Origin of the sequence: Blastococcus goldschmidtiae (genome assembly GCF_031845325.1) — a bacterium.
GTDB classification, from domain to species: Bacteria; Actinomycetota; Actinomycetes; order Mycobacteriales; family Geodermatophilaceae; genus Blastococcus; species Blastococcus goldschmidtiae.
This window is the reverse complement of the sequence record NZ_JAVREI010000024.1, coordinates 1-26,745: the sequence shown is the minus strand read 5'-3', so window position 1 is coordinate 26,745 and position 26,745 is coordinate 1. Positions and strand designations below refer to the sequence as shown.

Annotated in this window: 25 protein-coding genes; 12 read left to right on the top strand and 13 right to left on the bottom strand. The window is 74.5% G+C overall.

The genetic code is table 11. The annotated features are described in order from the left end of the window. Positions 1–83: 83 nt before the first annotated feature. Both RM425_RS20755 and RM425_RS20750 read left to right on the top strand, forming a co-directional pair. Positions 84–635: a bacterial proteasome activator family protein gene (locus tag RM425_RS20755; RefSeq protein ID WP_311347137.1), complete on the top strand. Its 552-nt coding sequence runs from the start codon at positions 84–86 to the stop codon at positions 633–635. Positions 636–794: 159 nt separating this feature from the next. Continuing rightward, the gene (locus RM425_RS20750) at positions 795–1,802 is read left to right on the top strand and encodes a type IV toxin-antitoxin system AbiEi family antitoxin domain-containing protein (protein ID WP_311347136.1); all 1,008 of its coding nucleotides are present in this window, start codon (positions 795–797) and stop codon (positions 1,800–1,802) included. 106 nt (positions 1,803–1,908) lie between these two features. Here RM425_RS20750 and RM425_RS20745 read toward each other — a convergent pair whose 3' ends face one another. The 5 genes from RM425_RS20745 to RM425_RS20725 form a co-directional block, all read right to left on the bottom strand. Continuing rightward, a complete protein-coding gene (locus tag RM425_RS20745) occupies positions 1,909–3,558 on the bottom strand; it encodes a methyl-accepting chemotaxis protein (RefSeq protein ID WP_311347135.1) in 1,650 nt (549 codons plus the stop codon). A gap of 86 nt (positions 3,559–3,644) precedes the next feature. Then, entirely contained in the window at positions 3,645–4,448 is an 804-nt protein-coding gene (locus RM425_RS20740; protein ID WP_311347134.1) for a Cof-type HAD-IIB family hydrolase, read from the bottom strand. An 11-nt stretch (positions 4,449–4,459) separates the two neighbouring features. Further along, the gene (locus RM425_RS20735; protein WP_311347133.1) at positions 4,460–5,371 is read right to left on the bottom strand and encodes an HAD family hydrolase; all 912 of its coding nucleotides are present in this window, start codon (positions 5,369–5,371) and stop codon (positions 4,460–4,462) included. Beyond that, positions 5,368–6,663 carry a serine--tRNA ligase gene (gene serS, locus RM425_RS20730; RefSeq protein ID WP_311347132.1) on the bottom strand — a complete coding sequence of 432 codons (1,296 nt, stop codon included), beginning with the start codon at positions 6,661–6,663 and terminating at the stop codon, positions 5,368–5,370. Before serS ends, RM425_RS20735 begins: the two co-directional genes overlap by 4 nt. A 41-nt stretch (positions 6,664–6,704) precedes the next feature. Continuing rightward, the gene (locus RM425_RS20725) at positions 6,705–9,503 is read right to left on the bottom strand and encodes a hybrid sensor histidine kinase/response regulator (RefSeq protein ID WP_311347131.1); all 2,799 of its coding nucleotides are present in this window, start codon (positions 9,501–9,503) and stop codon (positions 6,705–6,707) included. Between the two features lie 108 nt (positions 9,504–9,611). Between RM425_RS20725 and RM425_RS20720 the strand changes: the two genes are divergently transcribed. From RM425_RS20720 to RM425_RS20710, 3 genes are read left to right on the top strand one after another with little or no spacing between them, the layout of a single operon-like run. Continuing rightward, positions 9,612–9,998, top strand: a complete 387-nt coding sequence (locus RM425_RS20720; RefSeq protein WP_311347130.1) for a response regulator transcription factor — start codon at positions 9,612–9,614, stop codon at positions 9,996–9,998. Next, the gene (locus RM425_RS20715) at positions 9,995–11,059 is read left to right on the top strand and encodes a HEAT repeat domain-containing protein (protein WP_311347129.1); all 1,065 of its coding nucleotides are present in this window, start codon (positions 9,995–9,997) and stop codon (positions 11,057–11,059) included. The genes RM425_RS20720 and RM425_RS20715 overlap by 4 nt, the downstream gene beginning before the upstream one ends. Further along, positions 11,059–12,516 carry a glycosyltransferase family 2 protein gene (locus tag RM425_RS20710; RefSeq protein WP_311347128.1) on the top strand — a complete coding sequence of 486 codons (1,458 nt, stop codon included), beginning with the start codon at positions 11,059–11,061 and terminating at the stop codon, positions 12,514–12,516. Before RM425_RS20715 ends, RM425_RS20710 begins: the two co-directional genes overlap by 1 nt. Here RM425_RS20710 and RM425_RS20705 read toward each other — a convergent pair. Further along, positions 12,513–12,875 (bottom strand): hypothetical protein, encoded by a 363-nt coding sequence (locus RM425_RS20705; protein ID WP_311347127.1) that lies wholly within the window; start codon positions 12,873–12,875, stop codon positions 12,513–12,515. The two genes, RM425_RS20710 and RM425_RS20705, sit on opposite strands and share 4 nt — an antisense overlap. Next, positions 12,862–13,716, bottom strand: a complete 855-nt coding sequence (locus tag RM425_RS20700; protein ID WP_311347126.1) for a hypothetical protein — start codon at positions 13,714–13,716, stop codon at positions 12,862–12,864. Before RM425_RS20700 ends, RM425_RS20705 begins: the two co-directional genes overlap by 14 nt. A gap of 296 nt (positions 13,717–14,012) precedes the next feature. Here RM425_RS20700 and RM425_RS20695 point away from each other — a divergent pair, with 296 nt between their 5' ends. The 3 genes from RM425_RS20695 (at position 14,013) to RM425_RS20685 (ending at position 16,267) form a co-directional block, all read left to right on the top strand. Beyond that, the gene (locus tag RM425_RS20695; RefSeq protein ID WP_311347125.1) at positions 14,013–15,452 is read left to right on the top strand and encodes a GuaB1 family IMP dehydrogenase-related protein; all 1,440 of its coding nucleotides are present in this window, start codon (positions 14,013–14,015) and stop codon (positions 15,450–15,452) included. A 7-nt stretch (positions 15,453–15,459) separates the two neighbouring features. After that, on the top strand, positions 15,460–15,807 hold the full coding sequence (locus RM425_RS20690) for a metallopeptidase family protein (RefSeq protein WP_311347124.1): 348 nt from the start codon (positions 15,460–15,462) through the stop codon (positions 15,805–15,807). 124 nt (positions 15,808–15,931) lie between these two features. After that, positions 15,932–16,267 (top strand): GroES family chaperonin, encoded by a 336-nt coding sequence (locus RM425_RS20685; protein ID WP_311347123.1) that lies wholly within the window; start codon positions 15,932–15,934, stop codon positions 16,265–16,267. Position 16,268: 1 nt separating this feature from the next. Here RM425_RS20685 and RM425_RS20680 read toward each other — a convergent pair whose 3' ends face one another. Continuing rightward, entirely contained in the window at positions 16,269–16,718 is a 450-nt protein-coding gene (locus RM425_RS20680; RefSeq protein ID WP_311347122.1) for a hypothetical protein, read from the bottom strand. A gap of 205 nt (positions 16,719–16,923) precedes the next feature. Continuing rightward, positions 16,924–17,379 carry a hypothetical protein gene (locus RM425_RS20675; protein ID WP_311347121.1) on the bottom strand — a complete coding sequence of 152 codons (456 nt, stop codon included), beginning with the start codon at positions 17,377–17,379 and terminating at the stop codon, positions 16,924–16,926. A 180-nt stretch (positions 17,380–17,559) separates the two neighbouring features. Between RM425_RS20675 and RM425_RS20670 the strand changes: the two genes are divergently transcribed. Continuing rightward, positions 17,560–17,919, top strand: coding sequence for a hypothetical protein (locus RM425_RS20670; protein WP_311347120.1), 360 nt, complete (start codon positions 17,560–17,562; stop codon positions 17,917–17,919). Here the strand turns inward: RM425_RS20670 and RM425_RS20665 are convergent. Then, positions 17,885–18,358, bottom strand: a complete 474-nt coding sequence (locus tag RM425_RS20665; protein ID WP_311347119.1) for a MarR family winged helix-turn-helix transcriptional regulator — start codon at positions 18,356–18,358, stop codon at positions 17,885–17,887. The genes RM425_RS20670 and RM425_RS20665 overlap by 35 nt on opposite strands. Positions 18,359–18,436: 78 nt before the next feature. On the opposite strand from RM425_RS20665, the gene RM425_RS20660 reads away from it, so the two are divergent. Further along, positions 18,437–20,542 carry an MMPL family transporter gene (locus RM425_RS20660; RefSeq protein ID WP_311347118.1) on the top strand — a complete coding sequence of 702 codons (2,106 nt, stop codon included), beginning with the start codon at positions 18,437–18,439 and terminating at the stop codon, positions 20,540–20,542. Between the two features lie 53 nt (positions 20,543–20,595). On the opposite strand, the gene RM425_RS20655 is transcribed toward RM425_RS20660, so the two are convergent. The 3 genes from RM425_RS20655 to pheA all read right to left on the bottom strand — a co-directional run bounded on the left by RM425_RS20655 (position 20,596) and on the right by pheA (position 22,461). Further along, a complete protein-coding gene (locus RM425_RS20655; RefSeq protein WP_311347117.1) occupies positions 20,596–20,928 on the bottom strand; it encodes a hypothetical protein in 333 nt (110 codons plus the stop codon). A 128-nt stretch (positions 20,929–21,056) separates the two neighbouring features. Then, positions 21,057–21,419, bottom strand: coding sequence for a hypothetical protein (locus tag RM425_RS20650; RefSeq protein ID WP_311347116.1), 363 nt, complete (start codon positions 21,417–21,419; stop codon positions 21,057–21,059). Between the two features lie 94 nt (positions 21,420–21,513). Beyond that, positions 21,514–22,461 (bottom strand): prephenate dehydratase, encoded by a 948-nt coding sequence (gene pheA / locus RM425_RS20645; RefSeq protein WP_311347115.1) that lies wholly within the window; start codon positions 22,459–22,461, stop codon positions 21,514–21,516. A 113-nt stretch (positions 22,462–22,574) separates the two neighbouring features. Between pheA and RM425_RS20640 the strand changes: the two genes are divergently transcribed. Both RM425_RS20640 and RM425_RS20635 read left to right on the top strand, forming a co-directional pair. Continuing rightward, positions 22,575–24,266 (top strand): GGDEF domain-containing protein, encoded by a 1,692-nt coding sequence (locus RM425_RS20640; RefSeq protein ID WP_311347114.1) that lies wholly within the window; start codon positions 22,575–22,577, stop codon positions 24,264–24,266. Next, a partial coding sequence (locus RM425_RS20635) for a diguanylate cyclase domain-containing protein (RefSeq protein ID WP_311347113.1) occupies positions 24,263–26,745 on the top strand: 2,483 nt, incomplete at its 3' end. The genes RM425_RS20640 and RM425_RS20635, both read left to right, overlap by 4 nt.

Sequence of the window (26,745 nt, the reverse complement as noted above, 5' to 3'; positions counted from 1 at the left end):
GCACCCTAGTTGTCCCCATCCGCCTGGCGGAGCGGCGGCGGACCTTGCGTTCGGGCTCGGCGTGGGCGGGGCAGGATGGAGCCATGACTGCACCCGGCAACGGCAGCGAACGTCCGCAGCAGGTCGTCGTCGTGGGACCCGACGGCCAGCCCGTGGGCACCCTCCCGATGGGCACGGCGCAGGGCGAGGACGGCGACGGCGCGATGCAGGTCGGCGAGATGGTGGAGCAGCCCGCGAAGGTCATGCGGATCGGCACCATGATCAAGCAGCTGCTCGAGGAGGTGCGCGCCGCACCTCTGGACGACGCCAGCCGCAACCGGCTGCGCGACATCCACGCCTCGTCGATCCGCGAGCTCGAGCAGGGTCTGGCCCCCGAGCTGCGCGAGGAGCTGGAGCGCATCACGCTGCCCTTCAGCGAGGACCAGACGCCCTCCGATGCCGAGCTGCGCATCGCCCAGGCCCAGCTGGTGGGCTGGCTCGAAGGCGTCTTCCACGGCATCCAGACGGCGCTGTTCGCCCAGCAGATGGCCGCGCGGGCGCAGCTGGAGGAGGTCCGCCGCAAGGCGCTGCCGGGCGGTCAGCCCGGCGGCGGCGCCCAGCAGGACTTCCGCCCCGGCGGCGGCCAGTACCTGTAGCGCAGGGACTCCCCGCTGGGATCAGGTGACCTGATCATCGAGCGTCCTCCCTCACCGCCGGCGGTGAGGGAGGACGCTCCGCGGTGAGGGTGGACGGTGGTTGTCCACAGATTCGTCGGGCCCGTTCCGCTCTGGCCGCGCCATCCCGAGGGTGAGGGCGTGCATCCAGATCTGGAGTTCGCCGCCCGGCGCCGCGGAGGCGTGTTCACCGTGGCCGACGCGCGCCGGGCCGGCTACCGCCCGGACGAGATCCGCGCCGCCGTCGTCTCGGGCGCGTGGCACCGGCTGCGTCGCGGCGTCTACGTGCCGGCCGACGTCTGGGCCGTCGTTGCGGCCGACGGCCGCGCTCGGCACCTTCTGGACACCCTCGCCGCGGTCACCGTGCTGGGGGCCGGGCCGGTGGTCAGCCACTCGTCGGCGGCGAGGTTCCACCGACTGGTCCTACCGCGACAGGTCGACGACGTCGTCCGGCTCACGCATGCCGATCAGTGGCGGACGGGCAGGGGCTACCGGATCGCCGCAGCCGAGCTGCCTCCCGAGGACGTCGTCGTCGCCTCCGCCTTCGCCGTGACGAGCGCAGCCCGCACGCTCATCGACTGCGCCCGGGAGTGGCCACTCACCGACGCCGTCGTCGCCCTCGACGCCGCCCTGTTCGAGCAGCGGGTGCTGCGCGCGGATCTGGCGGCCGCGATCCTCCGGCAGAGCCACTGGCTAGGCATCGGGAACGCGGCGCGCGCCGTGGGACTGGCCGACGGCCGAGCCGAGTCGCCGCTCGAGACGCGGGGGCGCCTGGCCATCGTGAGGGCGGGCCTGCCGTGTCCCGAACTGCAGGCGGAGCTGCACGGGCCGCACGGCTTCGTCGCACGGGTGGACGGTTGGTACGAGGACGCCTGCGTCGCCCTGGAGTTCGACGGCCGCGTCAAGTACGACGACCCGCGCGGGGGCCGTACACCCGCGGAGGTGGCGTGGGAGGAGAAGCGCCGGGAGGACAAGCTCCGGGACCTCGACGTGCGAACGGTCCGCATCGTCCAGGCAGATCTCCCGCGACTCGACGGGCCCGTCGAACGCCTCAGGGGACTGCTGTCCCAGCCGTTCACCGGCCCCCGGCGCTTCCGCGTCGTGCGTCGCCCGGAGCCGGGCGCCGGCGCCGGCGGCGCGGTCGCCTGACCGCCGGCCCCGCCGGGGACGCGTCCTCCCTCAACGCAGAGCGTCCTCCCTCACCGTGCACCGTGAGGGAGGACGCTCGACGATCAGGTCACCTGATCCCAGCGGGTCAGACCTTGAAGCGCCCGACGGCCTCCTGCAGCTCGCCGCTCATGCGGGCCAGCTCGCCCGCCGCGGACTGGGCGTCGGCCACCCGCTGGTTGGTCTCCTGCGTGCCCGCGGCCAGCCCCGAGATCGCCGCAGCGATGCCCTGGGTGCCGCTGGCCGCCTCGGCGACGTTGCGGTTCATCTCGTTGGTGGTCGCGGTCTGCTCCTCGACCGCCGCGGCGATGGTCGCCTGGAAGTCGTTGATCTCCCCGATCACCGTGGAGATCTGGCTGATCGCGTCGACCGCGCCGGCGGTGTCGGCCTGGATGGCCTCGACCCGCTTGGAGATGTCCTCGGTGGCCCGCGCGGTCTCCTGCGCCAGCTCCTTGACCTCGCTGGCGACGACGGCGAAGCCCTTGCCCGCCTCGCCGGCCCGTGCCGCCTCGATCGTGGCGTTGAGCGCCAGCAGGTTGGTCTGCTCGGCGATGCCGTTGATCAGCTTGATGACCGTGGCGATCTCCTGCGAGGAGTCGCCGAGCTTGCCGACCGTCTTCGTGGTGTTCTCAGCGACCGACACGGCCTGACCGGCCACCCGGGCGGCCTCGGTGGCGTTGTGCGCGATCTCGCGGATCGCCGACTCCATCTGCGAGGACCCGGTGGCCACCGTGTCGACGCTGGAGGCGACGGCGCTCGCGGAGCTGACGACCTCGTCGGCCTGGCCGGCGGCGGTCTCCGCGTTCTGCCGCATGCCCTCCGCGGCTCCGCTGAGCTGCTGCGACGCCGCGGCCAGCCGGGTGGAGGAGTCGCCGACCAGCAGCAGGACGTGCCCGATGGCGTCGAGGGTCTCGTCCAGCGACCGGGCCATCTCGCCCAGCTCGGCGCCTCCGGTCCGGCCGGCCCGGACGGTCATGTCCCCGGCCGCGACGAGGCCGAGGACCTCGCGGATGCGCTGCACCGGGCGGGTGACGCCGCGGGAGACGACGATGGCCAGCAGCACGCTGATCAGCAGCCCGGCGACCATGATGCCGATGGTGAGGTTGCGCCCGGTCGCGTAGGCGTCCGCTGCCCGGGCGGCCGTCGCCGACGCCTCCGCCGAGGCCGCCTCGGTGGCGGTGATGATCGACTCCTTGATGATCACCTCGTTCTCGCCCATGATGTTGAGCAGCTCCCCGGCCCGCGCGGGGTTGTCGGTGAGCGTGCCGCTCTGCAGCTCGGCCAGCGCCGGGAGGTAGGTCGAGACCGCGGTGGAGAAGTCGGTGAACGCCGCCCGCGTGTCCGGGGACAGCGGCATGTCCTCGACCGTGGCGATCCGGTCGCCGAGGATCTGCATGTACTCGGCGGCGCCCGCCTGCGCCTTCTCGATGGTGGCCGGCGGCAGCGTCGGGATGGCCGCCCGGGCGATGTTGGCCGACAGCTGCCACCAGTCGGCCTCCAGCTGGCGCAGGCCGTCCAGGGGGACCGCGCCGCGGTCGTACACCTGCTGGGCGTTGTCGCTCAGCGCCGACATCCGGTTGATGCCGAAGGCGCCGACGCCGACGGTGGTCAGCGCGACGACGAGGATCGCGCCGAGCATCCGGCTGCGCAGGCCGAAGCGGACGCCGCGGGCACCCGCCGCCGGTTCCTCCGGGGCCTCCGCGTCCGTGCGGCCTCCGTGGTCGTCCACCTGGTTCATCCCTTGCCCGCTTCCTGTACCGACTGCTCGTGCGACTCCGTCGCATGGCCTATCGGCGGTCGGGGCCGGAAGTTGAGCAGAAGCGGTCAGAGCGACGCCAGGAACGCGGCGACGCCGTCCTCGTCGTTGCCGACCGTGACGTCGGTGGCGACGGCGAGCAGGTCCGGGTGGGCGTGCGCCATCGCCACCGCGCGACCGCCCGCGTTCCGTGCCCACTCGAACGCGGCGATGTCGTTGGGCATGTCCCCGAAGACGACGACGTCCTCCGGCCCGACGCCGTGGCGATCAGCGACGGCGGCCAGCCCGGACGCCTTCGTCACGCCGATGCCGGAGATCTCCGCGAGGGCGTCGGTCGAGGAGCAGGTGACCGTCGCCTGCTCGCCGATGACCTCCTCCACCAGCGCGACGAACTCGTCCCGCGGCAGGTCCTCGTGGCGGGCCAGCAGCTTGGCGACCGGCTGGCCCACCATCTCCTCCAGCGTCGCCTCCGCGACACCGGGCGCGTCGACGTCCCACCGTGGTTTGTAGATCGGCTCGTGACGGAACTCCAGCCCGTACTCCACCGCGAACCAGGTCCCGGGCTGGCGCCGGCGCAGCTCGTCGGTGACGGACCGGAGGACGTCGGGGTGCACCGGCTCCTCGTGGGTGATCTCGAAGGTCTCCAGGTCCAGGAGGACCGCGCCGTTGCAGCAGACCGCCGTGCCCGCGCCGAGCACCTTCCGGATGCGGTGCATCCAGCGCGGCGGGCGTCCGGTGGCGAGGACGAAGGGCACCCCGCCGTCGCGCCAGCGGTCGATCTCGGCGACCGTCGCCGCGCTGACGGTGTCGTCGGAGCTCAGCAGTGTGCCGTCCATGTCGCTGGCGATCAGCCGGGGCCTCCAGTCAGACATCGCGCAACCGGTCAGACATCGGCGAGTACCGCTTCCAGGTAACGGGCGACGCCGTCGACCTGGTGGCCGCTCGTGACGTCGGAGGTGAGTGCCCGGACGCTCGGGTGCGCGTTGGCCACGGCCACCGCGCGGCCGCCGGCGTCCTGGACGGCCCCGAGCATCGGCAGGTCGTTGGGCATGTCGCCGAAGACCAGGACGTCGCCGAACCCCACGCCGTACCGGTCCAGGGCCAGCTGCAGGCCGCTGGCCTTGGTGATCCCCGGCGGCAGCACCTCGATGAAGCCCAGGCCGGCGTGCGTGACCTCGGCGTCGGCGGGGTCGACCACCTCCCGGGCCAGGGCGAGCAGCTGGTCCTGGTCGTGGGTGGCGGAGCGGAGGAAGGCCTTGAGGACGGCGCCGGGCGGCAGCACCTCGTCGCGGGACAGCAACGAGCTGGGCTCGGGGTAGGGCCAGCCGAAACCGTGCTGCACACGCAGCCGCGCGTGCACCTGGCCCTGCTCGGCGGCCTCCTCGACGGCGAGGACGACGTCGCCCGCGACCCGCTCGATCTGCTCGATCACCCGCAGCGCCTGCTCGCGCGGCAGGGCGACGGCGCGCAGCACCTCGTCGCGTTCGAGGTCGACGACGAAACCGCCCTGCGACAGGACGGCGATGCCCCGGTGTGCCAGGGCCGCCTTCACGCTGTCGAGCAGCCGCGGGCCGCGCCCGGTGACGCCGATGACGGGGATGCCGGCGTCCCAGCAGGCCTCGAGCGCGGCGCGGGTGCGCGGACTGACGGTGCCGTCGGCGGTGAGCAGCGTGCCGTCGAGGTCGCTGGCCACGAGCTTCGGCCGCCACGGGCCGACCTCGCCGAGCTCGACCACCCGGTGGGCGCCCTCGAGGATCCCGTGCGGCGGGATCACCCGCGGCGGGCGTGCGGTCATGCGGGAGGCACCGGCGCGACCAGCGTCATGCCCGGGGTCAGCGCCTCCACCCCGCCCAGCCACGGGCGCAGCGCCACCGGCACGTGGACCGAGCCGTCGGCGCGCTGGTGCACCTCGAGGAGGCAGGCGATGGTGCGGGCGATGGCGCACAGCGTGCCGTTGAGCGTGGCCGCGGTCTGGTTCTTCCCGTCCGCGTCGCGGTAGCGGATGGTCAGCCTCCGGGCCTGGAAGGTGGTGCAGTCCGACGTCGAGGTGAGCTCCCGGTAGGTGCCCTGGGTGGGGAACCACGCCTCGATGTCGTACTTGCGGGCGGCGCTCGTGCCCAGGTCACCGGCGGCGATGTCGACCACCCGGTAGGGCAGCTCCAGCGCCTGGAGGAACTCCTCCTCCCACTGCAGCAGACGCAGGTGCTCGGCGGCAGCGTCCTCGGGTGCACAGAAGCTGAACATCTCGACCTTGTCGAACCAGTGCACGCGGATGATGCCGCGGGTGTCCTTGCCGTAGGAGCCGGCCTCGCGGCGGAAGCAGGACGACCAGCCCGCGTAGCGCTTCGGCCCCGTGGACAGGTCGAGCACCTCGTCGGCGTGCATGCCGGCCAGCGCCACCTCGGAGGTGCCGACGAGGTAGAGGTCGTCACGCTCGATCCGGTACACCTCCTCGTCGTGCTCGCCGAGGAAGCCGGTGCCCTCCATGGCGCTCGGCTTGACCAGTGCGGGGGCGATGACGGGGGTGAACCCGGCGGCGACGGCGCGGCTGATGGCCAGCTGGGCGAGCGCGAACTCGAGCAGCGCGCCGGGGCCGGTGAGGAAGTAGAAGCGGGAGCCGGACACCTTGGCGCCGCGCTCCATGTCGATCGCCCCGAGGGCCTCGCCGATCTGGATGTGGTCGCGCACCGGGAAGTCGTAGATGGGCACCTCACCGACGGTGCGCAACGTCACGGCGTCGTCCTCACCGCCGGGCGGGACGTCGTCGTGGACGACGTTGGGTATCCGCAGGTGCACGTCGCGCAGCGCGGCGTCGGCCTCGCGCTGGGCCTCCTCGGCCTGCTTCACCTCGGCGGCCAGCGCCTTGGCCCGCTCCAGGACGGCGGGCCGCTCCTCCGCCGTAGCTTTCTTCACCGCCTGGGAGGCGGCCTTCTGCTCTCCGCGCAGGTCGTCACCCCGCCGGGCCGCCTCGCGGCGGGCCACGTCCGCGGCCAGGAGCGTGTCGACCAGGGACTCGTCGGCTCCCCGGGCCCGCTGGCTGGCACGGACGAGCTCGGGGTTCTCGCGCACGAATCGCAGGTCGATCACGCGCCCGATCGTACGGAGGGGGGCGGCATGCCCGCCCGAGGTCAGTGCGCCGCTCCCAGCAGAGCCGTGACGGCCGCCTGCACCCGCACCCCCTCCTCCTGCAGCTGGGTCAGTGCCCGGTCCAGCTCGGAGGTCGCGCCGGCACCGGTCTGCAGGAGCTGGCACAGCTCGGCCATCCGGCTCGCGCCCATCGCCGCGCTGCTGCCCTTGAGCCGGTGCGCCAGCCGGGGAACGGACCGTTCGTCGTCCTCGGACCAGGCCCCGGCCCGCGCGGCGGCGGCCAGTGCAGCGAGCGTGCCGGGCAGGCCGTCGGCGTACGTGCCGTAGAGGTGCGCGAAGGCGTCCTCCCCGAGGTCCCGGAGCTCCTCGACCGTCTCCCCGTCCAGGACGCCGTCCGCGGCCTCGCCGCGGCGCGGCACGGGCAGGGCCGGTGCCGAGGGGGCGGGGCCGGCCGCGGACCGTCCCGCCGGGGCGAAGCGTCGGAGGGTCGCGTCGAGCGTGGCCAGGCGCACCGGCTTGGTGAGGAACTCGTCGGCCCCGGCGCGGAGGAAGGCGGTGCGGTCGCTGGCGAGCACGCTGGCGGTCACGGCGACGATCCGCGGCTGGACGATCGACAGCTGCCGGATCGCCGTCGTGGCGTCCACCCCGCCCATCACGGGCATCTGGGCGTCCATCAGGACGACGTCGTAGGCCGACCGCTGCACGGCCTCGACCGCCTCCTGCCCGTTGGAGACGCGCTCGCAGGCGTGCCCCAGCTGCTGGAGGTAGAGGCCGATGAGGTGGGCGTTCACCTCGTGGTCCTCGGCGACCAGAACGCTCAGCCGCTCGCCCCGCGGCCGCGGGCCCGGACCGCCCGCTGCTTCCGCGCCCGGTCCGCCACCGGTCCGGAGGACGGACAGCAGGGTCTCGAGGAGGCGTGCGGGCCGGACCGGCTTGTGCAGCCGCGCGTCGAACGGCGTCGGGCCGGATGCGTGCAGGACCGTCGAACTGCTGAGGAGCACCAGCGGCGTCCCGGCGGAGGCCGGTTGGGCCCGCAGTCTGGCGGCCAGCTCCTCCCCGTCCATGCCGGGCATGTGCAGGTCCAGGAGACAGGCGTCGAACCGCTCACCGGCGTCGATGAGGCCGAGTGCCTCCTCGCCGGACTCGACGAGCACGGCGCCGGCACCGAAGCGCTCCAGCTGGTGCTCCACGATGCGCAGGTTCGTCACGTTGTCGTCCACGACGAGCAGCCGGCGGCCGACGAGGTCGGTCGAGGCGTCGCTCTCCGGGGCGGCGGGCGCCAGGGCGAGGCGCACGCTGACGGTGAAGGTGGACCCCGCCCCGGGGTCGCTGTACACGGCGATCGCCCCGCCCATGGCGTGTGCGATCCGCTGGCTGATGGCCAGACCGAGGCCCGTGCCGCCGTAGGAACGGGTGATGGAGGCGTCGCCCTGGCTGAACGACCGGAACAGGCGGCCCTGCTGTTCCGGGTCGATGCCGATGCCGGTGTCGATCACGGAGAGCCGGCACAGCAGGGTGCCGTCGACGTCCCCGACGCCGGTGAGGACGACGACGACCTGGCCCGAGGAGGTGAACTTCACCGCGTTGCCGACCAGGTTGATCACGATCTGCCGGAGCCGGGCGCTGTCCCCGACCACGCGCCAGCCGCCGTCACCGGGGATGTCGACCAGGAGGTCCAGGCCCTTGCCCGCCGCCTGCGGGGCCAGGAGCTGGGCGACGTCGTACACGACGTCGTCGAGCTGGAACGGGGCCTGCTCGAGGTCGAGCTCACCGGCCTCGATCTTGGAGAAGTCGAGGATGTCGTTGATCAGCATGAGCAGCGCGTCGCCGCTGCTGGCCACCGTCTCCAGGTGGCTGCGCTGCTCCGCGGTGAGTTCCGTGGTGAGCAGCAGGTCGGTGAGCCCGAGGACGGCGTTGAGCGGCGTCCGGATCTCGTGGCTCATCGTCGCGAGGAAGGCGGTCTTGGCCTGGCCGGCGCGCTCCGCGTCGTCCCGCGCGGCGACGAGCTCCTCCTCGCGAGCGGCCACCAGGGTGTTGCGGTCGTGCAGCGCCTGCCCCAGCACGTTGATGTCGCCGGCGATGTCGCGCAGCTCGGCCGGGCCGGACTCGGTGACGCGGCGCTCGACGTCCCCCGCCGCGAGCGCGGCGAGCGTGTCGCGCACGCGCTGGGTCGGCGGCAGCAGCGTCTCCGCCAGCTTCCGGTTGGCCCGGCGGAAGGCCACGGCCACGATGCCGGCGACCGCCAGGCTCAGCGCGGCACCGGTCACGACGACGACGCGCTGCAGGTTCATCGCCTCGCGGCGCTGCTCCTCGACCAGGACCCGCGCCTCCTGCTCGACCTCGCGGTAGGCGTCGAACAGCGACTTGTCGCGGCTCAGCAGCTCGGCGAGCGCGACGGTGTCCCCGATGGCGGGCTGGCGGGTGAGGACCGGCTGCACCCACCCGGTGATGAAGCGCTCCTCGGCCGCCTGCAGCTCGGCCAGCGTGCCGGCCAGCGCGTCGTCGTCCCCGCCGAGCTCGATCAGCGTGGCGTCGGCCTGCGCCAGGTCGGCCGCGCCCTTGTAGTAGGGCTCCAGGAAGCGGGCCTCGCGGGTGACCAGGAAGCCGCGCAGCCCGGTCTCCTGGTTGAGCATCGCGATGTGCCCGTCCTGGAGTGCACTGAGCAGGCCGTTCGCCCGGTCGACCCGCTCGCCCAGCAGGGTGAGCACGACGACGGCCAGGCCGACCGTGGTGAGCGCCACCGCCGTCAGGGCGGCGAGGCCGACGGCGAGGGGGCGGCGCAGCAGCGCCCGCAGCGGCCGCGCATCGGACTCGGCACGGCCGGGGGTGGAGAGGGGCACGCCCGGCTTTCGGCCGCGGGCCCACCGGTGTGAAGGCGAGCCGGCCCTACAGCTCTCGATCGGTCGTGCCGATGCCCATCGTGCCCCACCCTTCCCGATCGGAGCCCCATGAGCCACGTCCTGGTCGTCGACGACGACCCCGTGATCGCCGACCTCGTCGCCTTCCGGCTCGGCCGGCTGGGCCTCGAGGTCTCGGTCGAATCCGACGGGGAGGCAGGCCTGGCCGCCGCCCGGCAGCTCCGCCCCGACCTGGTCGTGCTCGACTGGATGATGCCGCGGATGAACGGCCTCGAGGTCTGCGCGGCGCTGCGCTCGGACGCCGATCCCGGCCTGGCCCGCACCCCGGTCCTGCTGCTCACCGCCAAGGCGCAGGAGCCCGACCTGGAGCGCGGCTTCGCCGCGGGCGCGACCGATTTCGTCGCCAAGCCGTTCAGCACGCGCGAGCTGATCAGCCGCGTCACCGCCGCGCTGCCACCCGGCAGCATCCCGGCGTGACCGACCTGCCCGGTCCCCTGCTGCTCACCAGCACGGGGGTGACCGGCCTGGTCGTGCTGCTGCTCCTCTCGGTCGGCGGTGCGCACGTGGCCCGCCGCCGCGGGGAGCGGCGGGACGCCGCCCGTCGCGCCGAGCTCACCCCCCTCGTCTACACCCTGCTCGACGGGGAGCAGACCGCCGAGGCGCTCGCCGACGCACCGGCCGTGCTCGACGACGTCGTCCTGCACCTCCTCCCCCAGCTGCGGGGCAGCGACCGCCAGGTGCTGCGCGACCTCCTGGTCGCCCGGGGCGTGGTCGATCGCGCCTCGGAACAGCTCTCCGCGCGGGCGCCGTGGCGTCGCGGGCGGGCCGCGATGCTGCTCGGCGCCACGGGCAGCACCCGGCACACCCCCGACCTGGTCACCCTGCTCGAGGACCGCTCCCCCGACGTCCGCTCCGCCGCCACCCGTGCGCTCGGCAAGACCGGCGACGTCGCCGCCGTGCCGGACCTCCTGGCGGCGCTGACCACCGGGCGGGCGGTGCCGTCGGGCATCGTCGGCATGGCGCTGCTCGACCTCGGAACGCCCGCCCTCCCCGCGCTGCGCACCGCGCTGGACTCCGGCACCGCGCCCGCGCGGGCGCTGTCCGCCAGCCTGCTCGGGCTGCACGGCGACCTCCCCGCCACGGCCGCACTCACCGCCGCGCTCGACGACGCCGGTGCGCCGGCCGAGGTACGCCTCGCCGCGGCCGGGGCCCTGGGACGCATCGGTGCCCCGCAGGCCACCGGCGCCCTCGCCCGGGTCACCGTGCTCGCCGTCGAACCCGCGCTGCGGGCGGCGGCCGCCGAGGCGCTGGGCCGCATCGGGGACCCCGACTCCGTGCCGGCGCTCGCCGCCGGCATGTCCGCGGCCGACCTGCGCGTGCGCACCGCCTGCGCCGACGCGCTGGCCTCGATCACCCCGGAAGGGCGCGACCGACTGCGGGCCCTCGGGGCGCTCGACGGCCCCGCGGCTCCGGCGGCCCGCGCCGCGCTCGACGCGGCACCCCTGGGCTCCGCGCGCCCCCTGGCCGGAGCGCGCTGATGCGCGAGACCCTGGGCGACGCCCTGCTGCTCGCCGGCTGGGTGCTCACGGCCCACGTCGCGCTGTTCCACCTGGTCACGCTGCTGCTGGTGCTGGCCGGCGCGCGGCGGGTCTGGCGCAACCGGAACTGGCGCGGGGTCGAGGGCCACGACGAGACCTTCGCCAGCCCGCTCACGCCGGCCGTGTCGATCCTCGTGCCCGCGCACGACGAGGAGGCCGGCATCCTCGACACGCTGTCCGCCGCGCTGGGCCAGAAGTACCCGGCCCTCGAGGTCGTGCTCGTCGACGACGGCTCCACCGACCGCACGTTCGCCCTGGTCGCCGAGCGCTACGCGTTGCGGGAGGTGACGCCGCGGCCCACCGCGGACCTGCCCGTCGACGGCGAGATCCTCTCCGTGCACCGCGCGACCACCGGCGACCCGCTGCTCGTCATCCGCAAGACGAGCGTCGGCCGGCGGTCGGACGCGCTCAACGCCGCGCTCAACCATGCCCGGCATCCACTGGTCTGCATGGTCGACGCCGACTCGCTCCTGGAGACGGAGGCGCTCCTGCAGGTCTCGCGCCCCTTCGTCGAGGACCCGGACAACGTGGTCGCGGCGGGTGGGGTCATCCGGGCGGCCAACGGCGCGCTCACCGACCGCGGGACGATGCTCGAGCCGCGGTTGTCCCGCCGCTGGGTGGTGCGCGTGCAGGTGCTGGAGTACCTGCGGTCGTTCCTGCTCGGCCGGACCGGCTGGGCCGACGCGCAGGCGCTGCTCATCATCTCCGGCGCCTTCGGGCTCTTCCGCCGCGACGTCGTGCTCGAGGTCGGCGGCATGGACCCGCTCTCGCTGGCCGAGGATGCCGAACTGGTCGTCACGATCCAGGAGCACCTGCGCCGCAACCGGCGTCCGCACCGCGTGGTCTTCGTCCCGCAGACGGTGTGCTGGACCGAGGTGCCGGAGAGCTGGCAGGTCCTGGGCCGGCAGCGCACGCGCTGGTCGCACGGCCTGGGCCAGCTGCTCTGGAAGCACCGCCGGATGATCGGCAACCCGCGCTACGGCCCCATCGGGGTGCTGGCCCTGCCCTTCTTCCTGCTCTTCGAGCTGCTCGGCCCGGTGATCGAGCTGATCGGTCTCGCCGCGGTCGTGACCTCGCTGGTCCTGGGGCTGGTCGAGCCGGCCGTCGCGGGAGCGGTGCTGGTGCTCGCCATCGCGTTGGGCATCCTGCTGTCGGCCACCGCGATCGCGGTCGAGGAGCTCACCTACCACCGGTACGGCCGGGGCCGCGACCTGCTCGGCCTGATGGGGGCCGCCGTCGTGGAGCACCTCTGGTTCCGCTGGGCGCACTCCTGGTACCGCCTGCGCGGCCTCGTGGCAGCGCTCACCCGCCGGACGCCGGTGTGGACGGCGATGCCCCGGGTGGGCTTCTCCGGTGCCCCCGCGTCCGCCGAGCGGCTGGTGCCCGCAGGCTCCTAGCCCGCGGGGCAGCCCGCCTCGCCGATCTGCGCGAACTGGGCGACCAGCTCCGGCGAGTCCACCAGGGCGTCGTGCCACTGCTTCCACTGCTGGTGCGTGAAGCCGGCGGCGGCCAGCCGGGCGTCGAGGTCGGTCGTGAACTGCGACTCGTCGGCGTAGTTCACCGACGCGACCGTGCACTGCCGGGCGAACTCGACCTCGGCGATCCGGCCGGTGTCCGCGTCGGCCGGCGTCCCGGACGACGTCGCCGGTGCGGCCTCGGCCGTGGCGTCCGCCCCGCAGGCGGCCGTGCTCCCGAGGACCGCCAGCGCGGCCAGGGTGACGACGGCGCGGGCCAGGCGGCGGTCACTGCACGACAAGGGTCACCGTCCCGGGAGCGGTCCGCGGCGTGGCCGCGGTGTAGGTGATGACGAGCGGCACGGTGTAGGTGCCCGGGGCCGTGCCCGTGGTGTCGAACCGGAGGGCGACCTGGTCGGTGGTGCGCCCGATCAGCGCGGCGCCTTCCGCGGGCCGGCTGACCGTCGCGTCGCCGGGGTAGGCCACCGCGAGCCCCGCGGGCAGCCGCCCGGCGCGGACGGTGAAGTCGGCGAGATCGGCCTGCCCGGCACTGAAGGCGAGCTGCGCGAAGGCGTCGCTCCCCGCCGGCACCGTCAGGGTGGTCGTGCCCTGCGTGAACTCCGGCCCGGCGGCGGGGACGACCGGGACGGTGACGGTGGCGGTCGTGCTGAAGTCGCGGGCCTTGTCGTCGTTGCCACCCCCGACCTCCTTGCACTGGCCGTTGTCCCCGCAGGTGCTGGTGTAGGTCGACACGACGGTGAGCGGGAACGACGTCCGCTGCGCGTAGGGCACCTGCAGCTTCACGGCGGTGAAGTCGCGCGTGCTGCCGACGAGCGTCTCCGAGCCGTAGAGCGAGGTGTCCGACCCGCCCCGCGTGGTCGGGTAGCTGACGGTCACCCCGGGAGGAGCGGTCACCGTCGTCGACCAGTTCGTCACCGTCTGGTCGGCGGTCCACACCACCGACAGCCAGGCGGTCTGGCCCGGGACGACGGCGGCGGTCTGCGTGGTGAGCGCACGGACCCCCGTCTTGTCCACGTCCGCCGACGCCGACGAGCCGCCGAGCAGGGGGCCCAGGAGGGCCGCCGCGACGGCGGCGGCGAGGACGGCGCCGCGACGTCGTCCGGATCTGCGCGCGAGCGGCACGCCACCCCACCCCCTCGATCTCCGGCTCGACGGGAGACCACCTGCCGGGAGCCCGTTCCCGACGGACGCTAGCGATCGCATCGGGTGAGACCGGGTCGCGCGACCGGGCGAGTTCTGCCGAAAGGGAGCCGACCCGTTGGACCCGTGCCGGATCGCCACGCTGCCGCCCGGAGGCGGCACCGCCGAGCGCCTGCCACCACCCCGACCCATGCGCACCCGTGGCGGTCGGCACCCGATGGCCACGAGTTGGCATGGTTCGGTCTCGACCGGCCGCGTCCGTCAGGGACACTGGGCCCATGCGCTTCCTGCAGCGGCCCGACCACGACCTCACGTACGCCGACGTCTTCATGGTGCCCAACCACTCGACCGTGGGTTCCCGGCTCGAGGTCGACCTGACCACGCCGGACCGCGTGGGCACGACCATCCCGATCGTCGTCGCCAACATGACCGCGATCTCGGGACGGCGGATGGCCGAGACCACGGCCCGCCGGGGCGGTCTGGCCGTGCTGCCGCAGGACATCCCGGTCGACGTCGTCGCCGAGGTCGTCTCGTGGGTGAAGCACCGGCACCCGGTGTACGACACCCCGATCACGCTCGCCCCCTCCTCCACGGTCGGCGAGGCGCTGTCGCTGCTCACCAAGCGCGCGCACGGGATCGTCGTGGTGGTCGAGGACGGTTCGCCGGTCGGCGTCGTCACCGACGGGCAGTGCCAGGGCGTGGACCGGTTCACCCAGCTGTCCGAGGTGATGACCCGGGAGCCGCTGACGATCCCGGCCGGCACGGACCTGCCGAAGATCTTCGACGTCCTGTCCGGCGAGCGGATCAGCGCCGCCCCCGTGGTCGACGGCGACCGGCTGGTCGGCGTCGTCACGAAGAAGGGCGCGCTGCGCTCGGCGATCTACACGCCGGCACTGAACGCGGACGGGCAGCTGCTCACCTCCGCCGCCGTCGGCATCAACGGCGATGTCGCCGGCAAGGCCGCCGCCTTGCTCGCCGCGGGCGTCGACGTGCTCGTCGTCGACACCGCGCACGGGCACCAGGAGAAGGCGATCGAGGCCCTGTCCGCCGTCCGCTCGGTGGCCGGCGGGGGTGGGCGGGAGATACCGATAGTCGCCGGCAACGTGGTGACGGCGCAGGGCACCCGCGACCTGATCGAGGCGGGTGCCGACGTCGTCAAGGTCGGCGTGGGCCCCGGCGCCATGTGCACCACCCGGATGATGACCGGCGTCGGCCGGCCGCAGTTCTCCGCGGTGGAGGAGTGCGCCGCGGAGGCCCGCTCGCTGGGCAAGCACGTGTGGGCCGACGGCGGCGTGCGGCACCCGCGCGACATCGCCCTGGCGCTGGCCGCCGGTGCGGCGAACGTGATGGTCGGCTCCTGGTTCGCCGGCACGTACGAATCGGCCGGCGACATCCACGACGACGGCTCGGGCCGGCTCTACAAGGAGAGCTTCGGCATGGCGTCGGCGCGGGCGGTCAAGGCGCGGACGGCGACGCAGAGCGGGTTCGAGCGGGCGCGGGCGGGACTGTTCGAGGAGGGCATCTCGTCGTCCCGGATGTACCTGGACCCGGCCCGCCCGGGCGTGGAGGACCTGATCGACCAGATCGTCGCCGGCGTGCGGTCCTCGTGCACCTACGCGGGCGCGCGCACGGTGGACGAGCTGCACGAGCGCGCGGTGCTGGGGGTGCAGAGCGCGGCCGGGTACGAGGAGGGCCGCCCGCTCCCGACGTCCTGGTGACGTACGCATGAAGGCGCTGCCGCTGCCGGTGTTCGAGGCGCTGGTCGCCGACGCGCTCGACGAGGTGCCTCCGGAGCTGATGAAGCTCATGGACAACGTCGTCGTCCTGGTCGAGGACCGCAATCCCGAGGAGCCCGAGCTGCTGGGCATCTACGAGGGCTACGCGCTGACCGAGCGCGGTTGGGAGTACGGCGGGGCGCTGCCGGACCGGATCATGATCTACCGCGAGGCGATCTGCGACATCTGCGAGACGGCCGAGGAGATCGTCGAGGAGGTCGCGATCACCGTCGTCCACGAGATCGCGCACCACTTCGGCATCGAGGAGGAGCGGCTGCACGAGCTCGGCTGGGGCTGACCGTCCGGCCCGTCACTCCCCGCCGAGATGCGAGTTGTTGCCGCCGACACGGCAGGACACGCCGCGAGCGGCGGTCACAAGTCCACTCTCGGTCGGCGGAGACGCCCGGGTAGCGTTCCGGGCCGTGCCCGACGACATCGCCGCCACCGGCAAGCTGCCGATCAAGATGCTGCACGACCGCATCCTGGTGGCGCTCCGCAAGGAGGACGGCGACCGGCGCTCCAGCGGCGGCATCCTGATCCCCGCGACCGCGCAGGTGGCCAAGCGGCTGGTGTGGGGCGAGGCCAAGGGCGTGGGGCCGAGCGTGCGGCAGGTGAAGGTGGGCGACCAGGTGCTCTTCTCCCCCGAGGACCAGCACGAGGTCGAGGTGCACGGCGAGGACCTGATCATCCTGCGCGAGCGCGACGTGCACGCCGTCGCCGCCGAGCGCATCGAGGAGTCGACCGGCCTCTACCTGTAGGTCAGAGCTCGCGGATGTCGCAGCCCTCGAGGTCGGGGTAGACCTGGGCCCGGGGGCAGAGGACGTGCTGCCAGTCCACGCTGCGGTACTGGTCCGGCCGGTGGTCCATGAAGACCTCCCCCGCACCGCCGGGGAGCGCCCGGTGGTACATGAGCACCGGGTCGTTGTCGACGCCGTGCACGTGGACGAGCAGCTCCGCGGTCCCGCCGGCGGCCAGCGCCGCGTCGAAGCAGTCGACCGCCGCGCCGGCCACCTCGGCCTGGCCGATGAGGAGGGCGGCGCTGCCGCAGTCAGGCAGTGCCGGCCGGTCGGCGAACACGTCCGGGACACCGGCGGCCGCCGGGGAGAGCGAGAGGCCGAACCCGGTCAGCGCGGCCACGACGGCGGTGAGCAGCCAGTGGCCGAGGTGGTCGACGAACCACTGCGCGAGCGCCCGGTCTCCGAGCACCATGTCCACCTCCGTCCGAGGCCGTCATCGTGCCGGTACCGGAGCCGGAAGGACAGGCCTGCGACCGCGCGTACCCGATCGGTACCGGGACCGGCCGTCCAGCACCCGCCACCTGTGACGCGCGACTGTGCGCTCATCGTGCTGATGGGACGCCGATGGGCCCGCTACGCGCACACTCGCTGCGCCCGGACGGCCGCGCTCCTGTGGGTCAGAACTCGCGGTACTCGCACTCACCCCGCGCCACCACGAACGTCTGCGCGTCCGGGCAGCGGAAGTAGCTCCAGCGCGGAGGCCCGAAGCCGCCGCCGCGGCTGTCGATGAAGACCTCCACGCCGCCCTCCGGGAGCGCCCGGTGGTACTCGAACACCGGCTCGCCCTCGGGCGATGCCCCCTCGACGACGAGTTCGGCCCCGGTACCCTCGGCCAGCGCCGCGTCGAAGCACTCGTTCACTTCCTTCCCGACGTCCGTCACGGCCCTGCCGGCCGTGTCGCCGGGACCCAACGGGGTGCGCCCACAATCGAGCAGCGACCGACGGTCGGTGAACTCGTCCGGCACACCGGAGTCCGAGGCCGAGGGCGTCAGGACGAGCCAGAGCCCCACCCCCACCAGCGCCAGCGCCCCCAGGACGGCGACCGACAGCCAGGCGGTTCGCTCGCGGAGCACCTGTCCTCCTCCGTCCGGGGGCCGCCATCCTGCCCGGGACGACGGCCCCGTGGTACCGGCCGGCGAGCAACCGGGGCCCGATCGGTACCCGCCTGCTGGTCAGGCCACGGCGTCGGCGGGGCCCTCGTCCTCGCCTGCGGGTCCTTGCCCGGAGACCGCCCGGTCACGATCATGTCCGCCGTGACGCGCCTCGGAACCCCGTCCCGCCCCGTGGCCATGGGCGTCTGGGCCGGCTGCGTCGCGGGCGCCGCCCTGCTGGCGGCCCGCCCCGGCGATCCCGGGCCCGTCCCGGGCGCCTGGCTGCTCGTGCTCGCGGTGCTGGGGTTCCTCGCCGTCCGCGGCAGCCGCCTGGCGTGGACCGTGCTCACCGCGCTGAACGCCGTCCTGCTGGCCAGCTTCTTCCTGCTGGCCTGGCCGATCGAGGCGCAGCTGTGGGCCTTCTACGGCCTGGTCGCACTGGGCCTCGCGGCCCTCGTCGCGGCGGGAGGGTCGCCCCGCATCCGGGTCAGGGTGCCGGCTCCCCACGGGAGTGGCGCGTGACCACCCCGGTCATGTCCTCCAGCCAGCGGCGGACGACGGCCAGCTCCTCGTCGGTGTAGTCGCCCATCGCGGCCACCAGGTCCTGCGCCAGGCCGCCGAAGTGCTCGGCACCCGCGGCCATCGCGGTCTCCGACATCTCCAGGCCCACGCGTCGCCGGTCCTCCGGATCGCGCACGCGCCGGACGTGGCCCACCCGCTCCAGCCGGTCGACCAGCGCCGTCACCGATGCCGAGCGCAGGTCGACCGCCTCCCCCAGCCGGCCGGCGGTCAGCGCCTCCCCGCGGCGCGCGGCGTCCATGATCGCCACGAGCGCCCGGACGTCGGTGCGGTTGAGCCCGTGCACGTCGGCGAACCGCTGGCCGACGGCATCGAGCTCCACGTTCAGCCGGCGCAGCAGAAGGCCGAGCTCCTGGCGCATCCGGGCCGCTTCGTCGTCCACCTCAGCCGCTCCCTCGCGCATCGTCGCCGTCCGAGATAACCTCTCGATGATCGAGATAATCGACCGTCAAGGGACATCATGCCTCGCCGTACCCGCATCCTCCGCTGGCTGATCCCGGCCCTCGTCGCCATCGCCTGGCTGGCGATCGCCGGCCCCCTGGGCTCCTTCAGCGGCAAGCTCGGCGAGGTCTCGGAGAACGACTCCGCCGCCTTCCTCCCCGACAGCGCCGAATCCACGCAGGTCACCGAGCTGCAGCGGCAGTTCCAGACCGAGCGCTCGCTGCCGGTGATCCTGCTCTGGGAGAGCGACGACGGCACGCTCGACGAGGCCGCCGTCGCCGAGGCCCAGCAGCGGGTCGACGAGGCGGTCGCAATCGCGGCGGACGCCGGCGCGCTGAAGGGCGAGCCGTCGCCGGTGATCCCGTCGGAGGACGGGGTGGCCGTGCAGGCGGTGCTGCCGTTCGACCCGGACCTGGGGGATGCGCTCCCCGGGATCGTCGGCGAGCTGCGCGACCTGCCCGCGATCGAGGGCACCACCCAGTACGTCACCGGCCCCGGCGCGCTCTTCTCCGACTTCGCGGCGGGCTTCGAAGGCATCGACGGCCTGCTGCTGCTCGCGGCGTTCGGCGTCGTCCTGCTGATCCTGCTGGTCGTCTACCGCAGCCCCCTGCTGCCGCTGCTGGTCATCGGCACCGCGGCCATGGCGCTGGTGGTCTCGCTCGCGGTCGCCTACTTCCTGGCGAAGCAGGGCTGGATCGACGTCAACGGCCAGAGCCAGGGCATCGCCTCGATCCTCGTCGTCGGCGCGGCCACCGACTACGGCCTGCTGCTCGTCGCCCGGTACCGCGAGGAGCTGCGCCGGGAGGAGTCGAAGTACACGGCGATGCGCGTCGCCCTGAAGCAGTCCTGGGAGCCGATCCTCGCCTCGGGCGGCACGGTCATCCTCGGCGTCCTCTGCCTGCTCTTCTCCGACCTCGGCTCCAACCACGGCCTGGGCCCGATCTCCGCGGTCTGCATCGCCTTCGCCATGCTGGCCGCGCTGACCTTCCTGCCCGCGCTGCTCGTGCTGTTCGGGCGCGCGGCGTTCTGGCCCTTCCGCCCGGAGCACGGCGAGGAGCACGCCTCGGGCCGGGGCTGGGAGCGGATCGCCAGCTCCGTCGGCCGCCGCCCGGGCCGCTACCTGCTGGGCAGCGCCGGCGCGCTCGTCGTCCTCGCGCTGTTCCTGCCGACGTTCGACTCCGGCGGCATCCCGCTGTCCGAAGGGGTGCGCGGCGGCTCGGAGTCCGGCCGGGGTCAGGAGGTGCTGGCCCGGCACTACGAGGCCGGCGCCGCCAGCCCCGCGGTCATCATCACCCCCGCCGACGACTGGCCGGCGGTCGCCGACGCGGCGGCCGGTACCGACGGCGTCGCCGGGGTGGAGCCGTTCACCGGTGGGGGCCCGCCGGGGGCCGGCGACGGCGAGCCGCTCGAGGTGGACGGCCTGGTGCGCCTGGAGGCGACGCTGACCGACGCCCCCGACAGCGAGGCCGCCCAGCGCACCGTCGAGCAGCTCCGCACCGCGGTCGGCGACGTCGACCCGGACGCGCTCGTCGGCGGCACGTCGGCGCAGGACCTCGACACGCAGGACACCGCCGCGCGCGACCTGCTGGTCATCGTCCCGCTGGTGCTGCTCGTGATCACCGTCGTGCTGGCCCTGCTGCTGCGCGCGGTCGTGGCACCGCTGCTGCTGGTCGGCACCGTCGCGCTGAGCACCGCCGCGACCGTCGGCGTCGCCGCGCTGGTGTTCGAGCATCTCTTCGACTTCCCGGGCAGCGACCCTCAGGTGCTGCTGATCGGCTTCGTGTTCCTGGTGGCGCTGGGGATCGACTACAACATCTTCCTGATGACCCGCGCCCGGGAGGAGTCCGTCCGGCACGGAGCCCGGGACGGCGTGCTGCGGGCGCTGGCGGTGACCGGCGGGGTGATCACCAGCGCCGGCCTGGTGCTGGCGGCCACGTTCGGCGCGCTCACCGTGCTGCCGCTGGTCATCCTCATCCAGCTCGGGTTCCTGGTGGGCTTCGGCGTGCTGCTCGACACCCTCGTCGTCCGCACCCTGCTGGTGCCCGCCGCGGTGCACCTGATCGGCGACAGGGTCTGGTGGCCCGGCACGCTCGCGAAGGGCCCGACCGCACCGCGTCCCGGTTGATCATCGTCATCTGGCTGCTCCCACCGGCGTGGCGAGCAGCCACATGACGATGATCAACGACGGAGTGCGTCGTCAGCAGTCGCGGCGCCGAACCGCTCCGCGGCGGCCACGGCGTCCTGACGGTGATCGAACCGGTACATGGTGAGCGTCTCGGAGGCGACGGCCTGGAAGCACGGGAGGTCGGAGTCGCACAGCTCGCCCGTGGCCCAGCGGGCGCCCGGCATCAGCTCGGAGGAGTAGCGCTCCCCCTCCGCCCAGGGCGCGAGGTCGATGTCCTGCCGGCCGTCGTAGAAGAACATCGCCCACACGAAACCGGCCACCGCCACTGCCCCGATCACGCCCGCCCCGACAGCCAGCCGGCGGAGGAGCACGCGCGGCATCGGCACGCGAGCACGCCAGACCGGGCATTCCCGGACCGGGTTCAGCAACTCCGGCTGCCGGCGTCGTCGAGACCTGTCCCAGCGGGCCCTCAGCCGCGCGGGAGCCCCGACTGTGCAGATCTCGCGGACGACCGTCAGGCGGTGGCGAGCCAGATCCAGAGCAGCAGGGCGACGCCGACGAGCACCCACACCAGCGGCACCCGGTTCACCCACCGCGCGGCACCGTGCCGCCGGGTGGCGAACAGCGCCCAGGCGGCGATGGCCGTCCCGAGGGCGACGAACGGATAGGCCCACCAGGCCAGGATCACGAACGCCGCGACGATGGACTCCCAGTTCGCGAGGCCCATCGTGCCGCCGATGGCCAGCAGGAACCACGGCAGCAGGAACACCAGGTAGCAGACCTGCAGCAAGCCCAGCTCCTGCGCAGCACCGCGGCGGGCGGGGTCCGGTCCCGGCACCGGTGCGTCGTGGCGTCCGGCCGGCGTCGCGTGCATCACGGCGGCGGAGCGTAGCCGCCGTGCACTCGTTCCTGCGGCCCCGTCCGGAGGCTCGCCGCGAGCGTGCGAGCGGTGAGGAGGACAGGGTCCTTGATCAGACGCGCCCGGCGCGCACCCGCGTCAGCCACTCCGCCGCCTCGGCGAAGGCGTCGTCGGCCGAGTCGGGCTCCACCGCGCGGTTCTCCCGTCCGTCGTCCCGGGGGTAGGAGCCGAGGAAGCGGACGTCCTCGCACACCCGGTGGAGGGCGGCCAGCGCCTCCCCCACCCGGCGGTCGGCGATGTGGCCCTCGCAGTCGAGGAAGAACGAGTAGACCCACAGCCGGTCGCGCAGCGGGCGCGACTCGATGCGGGTCAGCGAGATCCCGCGGACGGCGAACTCGCGCAGCACGTCCAGCAGCGCACCGGTGCGGTCGGTGACCACGGCGACCAGCGAGGTCTTGTCGTTGCCCGTCGGCTCGGGCAGCGGACCCGGTTGGGTGACCAGCACGAAGCGGGTGACGGCGCCGGCGTGGTCGGCGATGTCGTCGGCCAGCGCGTCCAGGCCGTAGCGCTGCGCCGCGATCGCCGCGCACACCGCCGCGTCGAACTCCCCGGCGGCGACGGCGGCCGCCGCCCCGGCGGTGGAGCTGGCGGGCAGCGGCGCCACCCCGGGCAGGTTCGCCTCGAGCCACCGGCCCGTCTGGGCCAGCGCGTGCGGATGGCTGGCCAGCGAGCGCACGTCGGCCAGCGTCGTCCCGGGCCGGACGGCGAGGGTGAAGGCGACCGGCAGGAACACCTCGCGCGTGATGATCAGCGGATCGCCGTCGGCCAGCCCGTCCATGGTGGTGGGGACCGAGCCCTCGACGGAGTTCTCCATCGGGACCAGGCCGGCGTCGACGTCCCCCGAACGGACGGCGGCCAGCGTCGCCGGGACACTCGGGCGGGGGGTTCGCGTTCCCTCACTGGTGGCAACGGCGCTGCTCAGGGCCGCCTCGGCGAAGGTACCCTCGGGCCCGAGATAGGCGAACCGCGTCGGAGACGTGCTGGGTGGCATCCCGGGCATCCGACGAGGGTAGTGCGGGCGGGTCACGGCGAGCACGCGACCCGGGGGAAGCTGCCTCGCTGACCGGCAGCTCCGGCTGCCGCGCCGGACGACGACCCGCGACTGGAGGTGGCGTGCCCCCCGCCTCGTCGGCCGCTGCCTCGCCGGCGCCCTCGCCCATCCAGCTCCGCTCGCTGCACCCGGCGCTGTGGCGGCTGCTGGCCGCTGGCGACCGGGACGACGACGCCTTCCGGAGCACCCTGGACGACGTCGACGACGTCCTGGCCGGCTCCACGGATCCCTACTGGACCGCGTGGCGTTCGGCGCTGGCCGCCCGTCGCAGCGTGGCCGACGGCGACACCGACGCCGCCGCGGCCGCCACCGCCGCCGCCCGCGAGGCGCTGCACGCCTGCCCGCCCTCGGCGTGGAGCGCGCTGGCCCTGGCCTACCTGGCGCACGTGGAGGTGACCGCCGACCACGTCGACGCCGCGATGCTGATGGCCGTCGACGCGAGCCTGCTCACCGAGGAGCCCTCGGCCCTGGAGCCCTCCCGCCCTCTGCTCCAGGCGCACCGCTGGCTGTCCCTCACCCTCGCCGGGCTGGATCTCGAGGAGCTCGCCGTCGCACACGCCGGCCGGGCCCACGACGTGGCCGGCCAGCTCCCCGACCTCGACGACCAGTGGCGCACGCTGCTGCTCAGCGCCCAGCAGCACGTCGAGCTGGCCCAGACGCTGCGCCGCCGCGGGGACGAGCAGCGGGCCCGCGAGCTCGCCGAGGAGGCGATCGGCTGCGCCACCGCCGCCCGCGAGCTGGACCGCGAATCCGAACCGGCCGAGGCCGACCTGCTCGACGTCGTCCAGGCGTGGGCCCTGACCTGCGCCGACGACCTCGACGGCGCGCTCGGACCGCTGCGCCGCGTGTCCCGGCACGTCCAGGCGGACGGCACCGTGTGGCTGCGCGGCTACACCGACCTGGCCTTGGCCCGCCTGCTCGGCCGACTGGCCCTCCGCGACGGGGACCCCCTGCACGGCGAGGAGGCCGTGGAGCTGCTCGTCGACGCGGCGGGCGCCTTCGCGTCCTCGGGCGACCGCCGCCGCTACCGGCAGTGCCTGCTCGAGCTGGGGCAGAACACCGCGGACCTCGGCCGCCCCGCCGAGGCGCTGCACTGGCTGGAGGCCTACCGCGCCGACACCGGCCGCGCGAACTCCCGCGGCCGCCAGCTGTGGGCGGAGATGTTCGTGCGCCGCAGCCGGCTGCGCGAGGCCGAACGGCAGACCGCGGTGCTGCGCCGGCACGCACTCGAGGACGCCCTCACCGGCCTGGGCAACCGCCGCAGCGCCGAACGCCGGCTGGCCGGTCTGCGGTTCGGCGAGGAGCCGCTGTCGCTGGCCGTGGTCGACGTCGACCGCTTCAAGGAGGTCAACGACGGCGCCTCGCACACGCAGGGCGACGTCGTCCTCCGCCGGGTCGCCGACCTGCTGCGCGAGCACAGCCGCACCGGGGACGAGGTCTACCGCTGGGCCGGGGACGAGTTCCTCGTGCTGTTGCCCACGGCGACCGAGGCGCAGGCGGTGGTCGTCATGGAGCGACTGCGCGCGGCGGTCGCGTCGGCGGACTGGTCGGACCTGCGGCTGACCGAGCCGGTGACCGTGAGCGTGGGGGTCGCGACGGCACCGGAGGTGGGCGAGGGCCAGCCCGAGCCGGTGGTGGGGTGGCGGGCGCTGTTCGACACCGCCGACCTGCTGCTGTTCTCGGCCAAGCGCAGCGGACGCAACCGGGTGCGCGCGCCCGGCGGCGGGCCGCTCGACGGGCGGTCCGGAGCATGACCGCGGCGGCCGGCTGGGACTCGTGGGGCACGACGGACGGGGGACGGCGCGTTCCCGGGGACGTGCTCGACAGCGACGGGGGTGCCGTGCACTCTGCGCTCGTGCCACCGGGAGCCCTGCACCAGCGGGTGACCGCTGCGCTGGCGAACTGGCAGCTCGACGACGCCGAGCAGCTGCTGTCCGGCGTGGACTCCGAGCCCTCGCCCTACCAGGCGGCCGAGCCCGACCCGGACGCCGGCGGCGACGCCTCGGACCTGGGCCGGGCATGGGCCGACACGCTGCGCGCGGAACTGCTGGTGCGCCGGCTCCGGGTCGCGGGCTTCACGCTGGTCGGCGAGCCGGTCACCATCGGCGGCCCCGCGGGCGCACGCGAGCCGGCCCTGGACCTGCACGCCGGTGTGGCGGAGCTGATCGACGGCACCGGCTCCCCCGACGACCCGGACGCCGACCCCCGGTCGGAGTCCGCCTCCCACGCGGCGCTGGCCATCGCGCTGGTCCGCTCGGCGAAGGCGGCCTTCGACGCGACCGACGACGACCTGCAGCGGGCGGCGGGCCTCGCGCGGCACGCGCGCATCGAACTGCTCTCCCGGCGGATCGACGCCGCGATGGACGAGGCGGTGGAGGCGGCCAGCCTGCTCGATCCCGGGCTGCCCCCGAGCCGCCTGCTGGTGGACACCCTCGGCACGCTGGCCGGCGTCCTCGCCGACCTGGAGCTGATGCCGCTGGCCCTGGACTTCCAGCGCCGCGCCCACGAGGCGGCCCGGTCGGCCGCCGCCGATCCCGATCTCCTGGGACCGGGGGACGGGGACCCGGACGTGCTCGTCGCGGGAGCCGCGACCCGGCTGGGCGAGCTGTGCGCCGAGCTGGGCGAGGGCCTGCTCGACGACGGCCTGCCCGAGACGGCCGTGCCGCACTTCGCGGAGGCGCGGGCGCTGGCCGAGGAGGCCCTGCAGTTGCTGCCCCCGGGCGCCCCCGGCGTCGTCGCCGCGCAGATCGTGCACGGCTGGGCGCTGGTGGGGCTGGGCGAGCACGCCGCCGCCACCGGCCCCCTGCGCGCCGCCGTCCGGGTGACCTCGGCCGCCGACGACCGCGCCCAGCGGGCGGCCGCGCAGCTCGCCCTGGGCCGGACCCTGCGCCGGCAGGGCGACGCAGCGGGCGCCGACGAGCACCTGGTCTCCGCCCTCCACCTGGCCACCGAGCACGGCCTGCCCCGGCTCCGCCGCGCCGCGCTCCGGGAGCTGTGCACGCTGCACGCCGAACTGGACGACGCCGGCCGGGCGCTGCCCTACCTGCAGGCCTACCTGTCCGACGAGCTCGACCGGGTCGACGAGCGGCGCACCCGCTGGGTGGAGCTGTTCGGCCGGCGCAAGAGCCTGCTCGAGACCGAGCGGGCGGCGGGCCAGCTCCGCAGGCAGGCCTACGAGGACCCGCTCACGCACCTGCCCAACCGGCGCTACGCCGAGGCCCGGCTGGACGGGCTGCTCGCCGGCGGCGGCGTGCCCGCACTGGCCGTCGTCGACGTCGACCGGTTCAAGTCGATCAACGACACCATCGGCCACCCCGGCGGCGACGCCGTCCTCCGGGTCGTCGCCGAACTGCTCATCGCCGGCGTCCGCGACACCGACGAGGTGTGCCGGTGGGCCGGCGACGAGTTCGTCGTCCTGCTCCCCGACACCACCGCCGAGCAGGCGGAGCGCGCGCTGGAGCGCACCCGCCGCAAGGTCGCGGGCCACGACTGGGCCTCGATGGGGCTCAGCACACCGGTGACCATCAGCGTGGGCATCGCGTCGGCCGCCCGCGGTGACGACCGCCGCACGCTGTTCGCCGCGGCCGACGGCGTCCTCTACGACGCCAAGCGCAGCGGCCGGGACCGGGTCGTCCGGCTCTCCGGCATCACCCAGAAGCGCGCCGGTGGCAGCCCGCTCGACGTGCTGTTCGGCCCGTCCGCCGGTGCCGCGGACGACGCGGCGGAGCCCGAGGACGACGGCTTCACCCCGCTGCTGGGCGGCCCCGCGCCGGTCCACCCGGGAGCGACGCCGGCTGATCCGCCGCTGGGCGTCGACCGCCCCGGCGAACCGCTCCTCGGCCCGCTCCCCGCTGCCCAGCCGGCGGACCCCGAGCCGGTGGACCCGGAGCCGGTGGACGCCGACGAGCCGGCTCCCGGCGCCGCTCCCGTCGTGCGCCGGACCCCCGTGCCCGAGCCGGAGGTCGTCTGGGCCACCGGCCGCAGCACCGAGCAGGTGCTGGCGCTGGTCCGCGAGGCCCGCCGCGAGCACCCCGACCGCCCGGCCCTCGTGCTGCGGGCGACCCCTGAGACCCTCGTCGCGCTGGCGAGCGAGCACGACGCGTACACGACCATGGACGCCGCCGCGATGGCCGCCGCCGTCGGGCCGCTGCCGGAGCCGGTGGGGCAGGTCGGCGTCGTCACCGGCCGCTTTGCGCTGGCCATCGGCCCGCTGGTCCAGCTGCTGCTGCCGCC